The organism is Deltaproteobacteria bacterium (genome assembly GCA_012522415.1).
Classification (GTDB): domain Bacteria; phylum Desulfobacterota; class Syntrophia; order Syntrophales; family JAAYKM01; genus JAAYKM01.
In genome coordinates this window covers 1-1,870 of the sequence record JAAYKM010000072.1, presented here as the reverse complement: position 1 = coordinate 1,870, position 1,870 = coordinate 1, and the positions used below count along the sequence as shown (strand labels likewise).

Genomic DNA, 1,870 nt, shown 5'->3' with positions numbered 1-1,870 from the left:
CCTTTAACGCGGCCATTAAGCTAATCTCCCTTTTTCGGTTATCTCAGACTTGAACAGAGCCTAGCTGGCTACAAACACGGAGTCGAACTCGGTCAGCATATCCTGCAATTTTTTCTCAAGTTCCGGGCTGATGACCATTTCGTTATCAATTTCATCCATGATCTGCGGATATTTACTTTTGGCAAAAGCAAAAACCTGTACTTCATAATCCCTGACCTTGGACACCTCGTATTTATCCAGATAACCCCTCGTTCCGGCAAAAATGATCACAACTTCTTCTGCAAGAGACATGGGTTGAAACTGCGGTTGTTTCAGCAATTCGACCAGCCGCACACCTCTTTCCAATTGCATCTGCGTGGCCTTATCCAAGTCACTACCGAACTGGGCAAAGGCTGCGAGTTCGCGGTACTGGGCCAAGTCGAGTTTCAGCGTGCCGGCCACCTGCTTCATCGCCTTCACCTGGGCGGAGCCACCGACACGGGACACGGAGAGGCCGACGTTGATGGCGGGTCGGATACCGGAAAAGAAGAGACCCGGTTCCAGATACACCTGACCGTCCGTAATGGAAATAACGTTCGTCGGAATGTAGGCTGACACGTCACCAGCCTGTGTTTCAATGATAGGCAACGCCGTAAGGGAGCCACCACCAAGGTCTTCGCTCACCCGGGCCGCCCTTTCCAGAAGGCGTGAGTGATTATAGAAAATATCTCCGGGATAGGCCTCACGTCCTGGGGGACGACGCAGAAGCAGTGAAATCTGCCGGTAGGCCACAGCCTGCTTGGAAAGGTCGTCGTAAATAATCAGGGCATCCTCTCCCTTGTCGCGGAAATACTCACCGATGCTGCAACCGGCATAGGCGGCGATGTACTGCAGCGTCGCCGGATCACTGGCGCAGGCCGAAACAACACAAGTATAAGGCATGGCGCCATTTCTCCGCAAATGCTCCACGACCTGAGCCACGGTGGATTTTTTCTGTCCGATGGCAACATAGATGCATTTGATCCCCGTATCTTTCTGTCGTATGATTGCATCAATACCGATTGCCGTTTTGCCGATCTGGCGGTCACCGATGATGAGCTCACGCTGACCGCGGCCAATAGGCGTCATCGCATCGATGGCCTTGAGGCCCGTATACATGGGTTGGTTGACCGGCGGACGCTGAATCACGCCGGGAGCGATCATCTCGATACGGCGGAACTCTTTGGCGTCGATCGGACCTTTGCCGTCAATCGGAGCACCGGTGGCGTCAACAACCCGCCCCAGCACCTCTTCACCAACGGGAACCTGGGCAATTTTACCTGTTCTCTTAACGATGTCCCCTTCTTTGATATGGGTCACTTCACCGAGAACGGCGACACCAACATTATCCGTTTCCAGGTTCAGGACCATGCCCAGAATACCGCCGGGAAACTCCAGAAGCTCCATCGCCATGGCATTTTGCACACCATAAACACGAGCAATACCGTCACCGACGGACAGAACCGTACCAGTCTCGCTGATGTCTAATTTTTTCTCATAGTCCTTGATTTGCTTGGAAATAATCTGACTTATTTCCTCTGCCCTGATCGTATCCATATCCTATGCTTCCTCCCCTAAGAGATTCCTGATATTATTGAGCTGACTTTTGATACTCCCGTCGTAAAGGGTATCGCCTACCTTAACGACAATCCCGCCCAGAAGGGAGGGATCCTCCTCAACCGTCATTTCAACCTGCTTGCCTGTCAAATTCTCTAGACTTTTCGCTAACCCTCCAGACAGCTCAACCGAGAGCGGAAACGCGGTCTTTACCTGGACCCTGACTTTTTTCAGTGCCTCATCCATCAATTCACGATAGAAAACCATAATTTCGGGCAAGGCACCAATCCTCTGT

At 52.0% G+C, this 1,870-nt stretch carries 2 protein-coding genes; both read right to left on the bottom strand.

Going from position 1 to position 1,870, the window contains the following annotated elements; translation table 11 throughout:
- Nucleotides 1-60: 60 nt before the first annotated feature.
- A complete protein-coding gene (locus tag GX147_06220; GenBank protein NLN60287.1) occupies nt 61-1,575 on the bottom strand; it encodes a F0F1 ATP synthase subunit alpha in 1,515 nt (504 codons plus the stop codon).
- 3 nt (nt 1,576-1,578) lie between these two features.
- Nucleotides 1,579-1,870, bottom strand: a 292-nt coding sequence (gene atpH, locus GX147_06215; GenBank protein ID NLN60286.1) for an ATP synthase F1 subunit delta, incomplete at its 5' end; no start/stop codon positions are given.

Bases quoted from the DNA above. Each gene is read 5' to 3' on its own strand.
- GX147_06220 (NLN60287.1), bottom strand. From the start codon at position 1,575: ATGGATACGATCAGGGCAGAGGAAATAAGTCAGATTATTTCCAAGCAA.